Raw genomic sequence first — 6,433 nt, 5'->3', positions numbered from 1 at the left:
GTTGAGCGCCGATGCCGTGAAGGTGACGTTGAGTGTGCTGTCGAGATGCAGCTTGAAGGCGCGTCCCTTGTGGCTGTCGCCAAGATAGAGATCATCCGTACCGGTGCCGCTGACGAAAGCTGCTTCGTCCAGGCGGGGTGTTGTGGCCAGGGTGCTGTTGAACACCAGCGAATCGTCTGAGGCGTCTGCCCAGCCGTAGTTGCTGGTGACCTTCTGGGTGGCGATGCTGACGTTGCTGCCGTCTATCACGGTACCGAAGTCACGTCCGGTGTAACTGATGTGGGCTTGTGCGGGCAGGCTCAGGGTGACCGCAAGAGCCACGAAGGAGTAGGCCGTCAGGGACGGGGTAGGTGTTGTTTTCAAGGGGTGTTCTTTCAATGATGGGCCGGATGCGCGCGAAGGCGCAATCAGGCTCAGCCCATGGGTAAACAGGGGGCGCGATGCAGGTGGGCCTGAAGCCAGCGAGCCTGTATCGAGCGATGGTGGCGCAATAGAAGGTGTCGCTTCCGATGGAAGCTACTTCCAGGCGGACTCAGGCTGACTCAGGCTGACTCAGGCTGACTCAGGCGGCCAGGGGCGGGGCACGGGCAGCCAGGGGCGACCATGCATGTGATGGTCTTGGCGCGTGAAGCAGCAGGGGCGGAACCAATGTCATGCGCGCAGGCGCAAATGACACGGTCGCAGCCGGGCTTGCGGGTAACACAGGTGCATGGTCCTGTAGCAAGCAGAAGGCGCAATGCCCTTTGCCATTGAGATGGTGGGCGAGACCGCCAGCATCATCGGGGGACTGTACTGGTGCGACATCAACTCGCCTGGCGCCGCTGGATGAGCAGATCTCAGTCCAGTTTGTTCGGGCGTGAGCAGACGCTACCCAGGATGAGAGGGTAGGCATCCAAGCCGACAAAGTGAAGACGCACAAGGCAAACCACACCCATCGACGCAATCGATTTGACACGAAAGGCCGAAGCATGCCCGTTAGTCTAGGGGCTCGTGACATTGTTCACAATCCCTTGGCTTTGGGCGTGTCTCATTTTGTGGCCAGGGAGGTGCACCGCCTCAGTGCACTGCCCATGGCGAGGCGCTGTTCGCCTGCTATGTCATGCACGTGCAAAATGACATCCTGGCCTGCGGCCACCCCATGTCCCATATACACAAGGAGTTCACACATGGACCGTCGACAACTCATGCAACGCTCCACTGGCCTGCTGGCTTTGGCTGCGGCGGTGCTGCCTGCCCGTACGTCTGCGCAAGAATCGGCGACACATCACCATGACCATGCCGCCATGTTGGCCGCTCGGAAGGGCAGCAAGCCCAAGCGCTTCACGGGCCTGATCGCACCGTTCCAGGCCTGCACGGCTGCGGCCGCGGCGTGCATTGACCACTGCCAGGTCTTGTTATCTCAAGGCGACAAGGCCATGGCAGCGTGCCTGCGGTCTGCGCTGGACTGTGATGTGACCTGCAATGCCGTGTTGAAGGCTGCCACCTTGAACTCGGACTTCACGCCCGCTCTGGCGCGCACCGCCGTTGATGCGATGGAAGCCTGTGTGAAGGCCTGCAAACCGCATGTCGATCATCATGTGGAATGCAAGAACTGCCACGACGCCTGTCTGGCGGCCATTGAAGCGGCTCGGAAGGTGGCTTGATGGCGGTCACGCCTGAGCGTTGATGCCTTGTTACGATGCGAACTGCGCGGTTCCCCTGACAGGTATGTTTCGACCCTCCACAACCCCTCGTCACCTGATCTGGATCGTGTTGTTCGCGGTCTGGTTTGCGGCGCTGGCACCTTCGGTGTCGGCGTGGCTGGCGGTGCGGGGGCAAGTGCTTGTCGAGGTGTGTACTGTTTCGGGGGCCCGCATGATGGTGCTGCCGTCTTCCACTCGCGAAGAACCGGCTACCGACATGAAGCACAAGCGCTGCCCATACTGCTTGCAGCAACAACACGGCACCACCCCGCCAGATGTGTCGGGCGAGATCATGGTGCCCTTGCCCCTGGTGCAAGTGCGTCGCTGGACAGTACATGCCCTGCCTTACCAAGTTGTGGCATGGGCACACCAGCTTTCTCGCGCGCCCCCCTTACCCCTGGTCTGAGGCTCTGACGGCCCGAGCCAGGGCTGTCGAACATGCGCGCCGCCTGTCGGTCGACACGGCGCTTGACCACTGTGAGATCGGACGAAGCGTCTTCCTCTCATGAAGGCCAATTTGCGCTGGTAACGGACGCCGCTGTGCGCCAACCGCGTCGGCGTGATGCGCGGCCATATGACTGGAAACCGATGCGTCAGATCTGGATGACACATCTTGAGGGGTGCCTGAATCATGACAAACAAAACACTGCTGCGAACACAGTTGCAAGGGCGGCTGCGTCAGGCCTTGCCTGAAACCAGTCGTTTCAAGGCGCGGACCATCATTCACCATGCGGGCGACACAGGCGGTGTGTGGCGCGTTCTGCATGGGGCGGTCGTTCTGACGGATCGGGATAGCCAGGGCCCGCGATTCGCAGGTCTGGCCTTGCCGGGCGATCTGTTGGGGGCGGAGGCGCTTTACCAGGGCTCTTATGCCTTCACGGCGCGCCCCTTGACGCCGTGTGAGCTCACGTCCTGGCCCCTTGCAGATGTGCCGATAGCGCACGACGTGGTGGCAAGGTCGCTGATCGCGGCTCGGCAGCGCACGGCCGAACTCATGGCACTGCGCAGTGGCTCTGCTCAGGAGCGGGTGTGCCGTCTGATCCTGTTGTTGAGTGCTTCAACGCCTGATCACGCTGTGATTCTGCCCACCCTGCAGGATATGTCGCTCATGACCGATCTGGCTGGGGAGTCCATCTGCCGGGAGATGACCCGTTTGCGCGTGGATCGGGTGCTGAGCGCCATGGGCAAGCGTCATCATTTCGTTCTTGCGCGGTCGGCGTTGCTGGCGCGCGTGCCGACATCGTCGGCAGTCCTGTCGGGGGCCTTCAGTCATTGAACTGGCTGGAGATGGGGTTTTTGCGGCGAGAAATTGTTGAATGGCCTAAAATGGGCTGGACGCCCATTTCGCCGGGCGGAATGCTCTGGCCCTCCTTGATGCCTTCTTCTGCCGGTTCCCCGCAACCCTCTGATCACGACGCGCTGGCCGATGCCATCCAGTCCGTGCTGGCCCCTCTGGCAGATCTGGCCGTGGCCAGGGGGCTCACCTTCGCTACCGTTGAGGAGTCCTTGAAGCAGGCCTTTGTGCGTGCCGCGCAGGAAGCCCAGTTGGCGCAAGGGTTGCCTGCTCATCGCCTGGTCAGCCGGATCAGCGCTGCCACGGGCATCAATCGCCGTGAAGTCACGCGTTTGACGCAATCTGATCCAGGCGCGCCCAGCCCTGCCGGCGCGTCGCTGGTGTCTCAGTTGTTCACACGCTGGATCTCAGATCGCAAGTTGCGCGTCAAAGGCAAACCCCGTTCTTTGCCTCGCCAAGGTGAGGCCCCCAGCTTTGAAGCTTTGGCCCGCTCGATCACGCAGGACGTGCACCCCAGAACCTTGCTCGATGAACTTTGCCGCCTTGATCTCGCCAGATGGGATGCCGAGACGGATACCGTCAGCCTGATCCAGGATGGCTTCACCCCTCGCGGGGATATGCAGCGCATGGTCGAGTTCCTGGGCGATAACGTAGGTGATCACCTGCACGCGGCAGTCGAGAACGTGTTGGGCGATGAGCCCGCGCATTTCGAGCAGGCTGTCTTTGCGCACGGCTTGTCAGCGGAATCGGTCGAGCAGGTGCGCCAGCTGGCGCGCAAGCACTGGAAGGCGCTGGTCACCGAGGCGGTGCCCTTGTTGGAGCAGCGCATGGACGTGGATGCTCAAACGCCTGATGCCGCGACGCAGCGCGTGCGTCTGGGGCTGTTCACTTATCACCATGACTCGGCGCAGACCGAGCCAGAAACAGGCAGTGCCGGCGTGGTGCCGCGCCGCATGCCTAGCGGGAAATAACATGCTGAGACACTTGAAATGGACCTTCCTGTTCCTGTTGAGTCTGGTGCTGGTTCTCAACGGGTGTGGCGGTGGCGAGTCTGGCGACACCCAGGCCAACGGCAGTGGTGTGGGATCAGGTGGCACGGGTTCGTACACCAACGGACCAGTGTCTGGCCTGGGTTCGATCATCGTCAACAACGTGCGCTATGACGTGGATACCGCTCGTATCCGTCGCGATGACGACAGCGAGGCTAGCGCCAGCCGCGATCCTGCCGAATTGAAGTTGGGCATGATGGTCGAGGTCCAGGGTTCGGGCGTGACACCGGCTTCGACTGCGGGTGCAACGCCTGTGGCGACAGCCAGCACCGTGCGTTATGGCAGTGTATTGGTGGGGCCTGCGGCCAATGTGACGATCAATCTGGATGGTTCGCTGGCTTCCCTGACCGTGCACCAGCAGCGTGTCAATGCCAACGCCAGGACGGTGGTGACACGCATCCCGACCTTTGGTGATCATGTCGAGGTGTATGGCCTGCTGGACGCTTCTGGCGTGTACACGGCGACTCGCGTTGAAGTGTCGAGCAGCACCCCGATGACTTACAAGATGGTGGGCTATGTATCCGCCGTTACCGATCGGGTCATCTATGTGGGACAGTCAACCGTCTTGCAGGCGATCGATTACACAAGCTTGCCAGGGGGGCTGCCTGCCGGCGTGGGGGCGACCGCACGCATTCGTGCCTGGTTCAGCCCCACTCTCAGTGGCGGCGCCTGGGTGGCGACTCGCATCGTGGTGGATCAGCCTCTGGTCGAAGACATCGACGAAGCCAGCGTTGAAGGCCTGGTGACGCAGTTGCCTGATGCCTCCGGTCTGATGAAGGTGGACAGTCAGCTTGTGAATGTGCGAGGCATCATCATGACGACGTCCTTGACGCCCGGAGAGCGCATCCGTGTGGAGGGGCGCATGCAATCGGGTGTGTTGATCGCCACGGAGCTCGCTGCGGGCAGTGCTTTGGAGCAGGAGGAGAGCGGCACAGAGCTGCATGGACAGATCAGCCAGGTCACAGCGCAAACATTTGTGGTTCGTGGCGTGACGGTGGCCTACACCCCGAGTGTCGTGCACGAGAACAGGACGCTGCGCGACGGGGATTGCGTGGAGGTTCACGCTCAGGGCTACAACAGCAACGGCCAGTTGATCGCCACCGAGATTGAGGCCGGTGACTCATGCCATTGAAGCGTCGGTCACCAGATGGGTGGCCGTGGCTTAGCGGGCAGCATCCTTGATGTCGATGTGGACGTCATGCGCGCCGACTTTGATGGTCCCCGACTGGCCGATCCAGTCGCCAGGCTGAGGCATGGCATCGCCGGTCTTTGACACTCGGGCGTTGACGATCACCTCGCTGAAGCCGGAGAGCTTGAACTGTGGTGCCATGGCCATGGCATCGTTCAACTCGAACTTGTAGGGCAGGTCGCGCACCTGCTTGCGAATGATGGCCAGTGGCATCTTGGGGCCTTGCGCGGCCTTGGCGTATATGAACACGGTGTCATCGGGAGACACCTTGCCCGACAGTTGCGCGGACAGCGTCACGGTACCGGTGATCTGACTGTTGCCAGCATTGATGCTCACACCGCCTTGCGCCGCTTGCGGCTTCAGTGCAGGCAGACCGGCTCGCTGTCGTGCGTCATCCAGGGCTGCTCTCATCTGCCGCGCGAGCTCCGGGTTGTCGGCAGGGGCATGCTGCACGGCGCGCTCCCACAGCGATGCCGCTGTCTTGTAGTCCTGCTTGTCATAGGCGATGGTGCCCGACAGCGACAAGGCCTTGAAGTTGTTGGCGTCCAGGCTCAGCGCCTTGTCGATCAGCTTGATGGGCTCGCCTTCCAGCTTGCGTCCTTGGGTCACCGCCAAAGCATCGGCGTAGTCGGCATACAACTGGGCCTCATCAGGGCGCTGCTCGATGGCCTTGCGGTAGGCTGGCAGTGACTCGTCAAAGCGGCGCAGCGCGGCATAGGTGCGCGCCAGCATGGCCCAGCCTTCCGGGTTGTTGGGCTCGGCCTTGAGCTTGGCAGCCAGTCCGTCGACCATGCCCTTGATCTGGTCTTCGTTCATGGCGTGCGGCGCGCTGCTGCCCGGCGCAGCACCATTGCCGCTGGTGGCCTCACCATCGGCGGCAGCCGTGCTCACGGCAGCGCCACTGGGGCCAATCTGCCAAGCACCAGGCGTGCCGACCAGGTAGTAGCCGATGGCGCCCGTGGCCACCACAAAGACGGCCATCCCCCACATCAGCTTGCGAGAGACGCGGGGGGGCGCTTCCGGTGCCGAGGACACCAGCGGTGCTGTGGCACTGGTTGAGCTTGCGGGCACCTCGGCGCCGCTCATCACGGCATCGAGCAATTGACGCTCCAGCTTGGCCTTGGCCTCCTGATACGGGGCTTCGGGCAGGGTGCCGCTGGCGTGCAGATCGGCCAGCTGGCGCAGCTGGGTCTTGAGTTGGTTGATGTCCAGGCTCATG

Annotated in this window: 8 protein-coding genes; 5 read left to right on the top strand and 3 right to left on the bottom strand. The window is 62.3% G+C overall.

Translation table 11 applies throughout. The annotated features are described in order from the left end of the window. Both VFW93_RS05225 and VFW93_RS18905 read right to left on the bottom strand, forming a co-directional pair. Positions 1-363: hypothetical protein (locus tag VFW93_RS05225; RefSeq protein WP_329692929.1), on the bottom strand; the 363-nt coding region annotated here is incomplete at its 3' end. A gap of 199 nt (positions 364-562) precedes the next feature. Next, entirely contained in the window at positions 563-892 is a 330-nt protein-coding gene (locus VFW93_RS18905) for a DUF2946 family protein (protein ID WP_414639588.1), read from the bottom strand. 274 nt (positions 893-1,166) lie between these two features. On the opposite strand from VFW93_RS18905, the gene VFW93_RS05220 reads away from it, so the two are divergent. The 5 genes from VFW93_RS05220 (at position 1,167) to VFW93_RS05200 (ending at position 5,157) form a co-directional block, all read left to right on the top strand. Continuing rightward, positions 1,167-1,643 carry a Csp1 family four helix bundle copper storage protein gene (locus VFW93_RS05220; protein ID WP_329692928.1) on the top strand — a complete coding sequence of 159 codons (477 nt, stop codon included), beginning with the start codon at positions 1,167-1,169 and terminating at the stop codon, positions 1,641-1,643. Between the two features lie 64 nt (positions 1,644-1,707). Then, positions 1,708-2,088: a DUF2946 domain-containing protein gene (locus VFW93_RS05215; RefSeq protein ID WP_329692927.1), complete on the top strand. Its 381-nt coding sequence runs from the start codon at positions 1,708-1,710 to the stop codon at positions 2,086-2,088. A 225-nt stretch (positions 2,089-2,313) separates the two neighbouring features. Beyond that, the gene (locus VFW93_RS05210) at positions 2,314-2,958 is read left to right on the top strand and encodes a Crp/Fnr family transcriptional regulator (protein WP_329692926.1); all 645 of its coding nucleotides are present in this window, start codon (positions 2,314-2,316) and stop codon (positions 2,956-2,958) included. Positions 2,959-3,056: 98 nt separating this feature from the next. Next, on the top strand, positions 3,057-3,947 hold the full coding sequence (locus VFW93_RS05205) for a DUF6502 family protein (RefSeq protein ID WP_329692925.1): 891 nt from the start codon (positions 3,057-3,059) through the stop codon (positions 3,945-3,947). Between the two features lies 1 nt (position 3,948). Further along, positions 3,949-5,157 carry a DUF5666 domain-containing protein gene (locus tag VFW93_RS05200; RefSeq protein WP_329692924.1) on the top strand — a complete coding sequence of 403 codons (1,209 nt, stop codon included), beginning with the start codon at positions 3,949-3,951 and terminating at the stop codon, positions 5,155-5,157. Between the two features lie 30 nt (positions 5,158-5,187). On the opposite strand, the gene VFW93_RS05195 is transcribed toward VFW93_RS05200, so the two are convergent. Continuing rightward, entirely contained in the window at positions 5,188-6,432 is a 1,245-nt protein-coding gene (locus VFW93_RS05195) for a c-type cytochrome biogenesis protein CcmI/CycH (protein WP_329692923.1), read from the bottom strand. Between the last annotated feature and the right edge of the window lies 1 nt (position 6,433).

It is taken from the genome of Aquabacterium sp. (genome assembly GCF_036279675.1).
In the GTDB taxonomy this organism is placed as follows: domain Bacteria; phylum Pseudomonadota; class Gammaproteobacteria; order Burkholderiales; family Burkholderiaceae_C; genus Aquabacterium.
The sequence above is the reverse complement of the archived record's forward strand: the minus strand, read 5'-3'. Positions and strand labels throughout refer to the sequence as shown.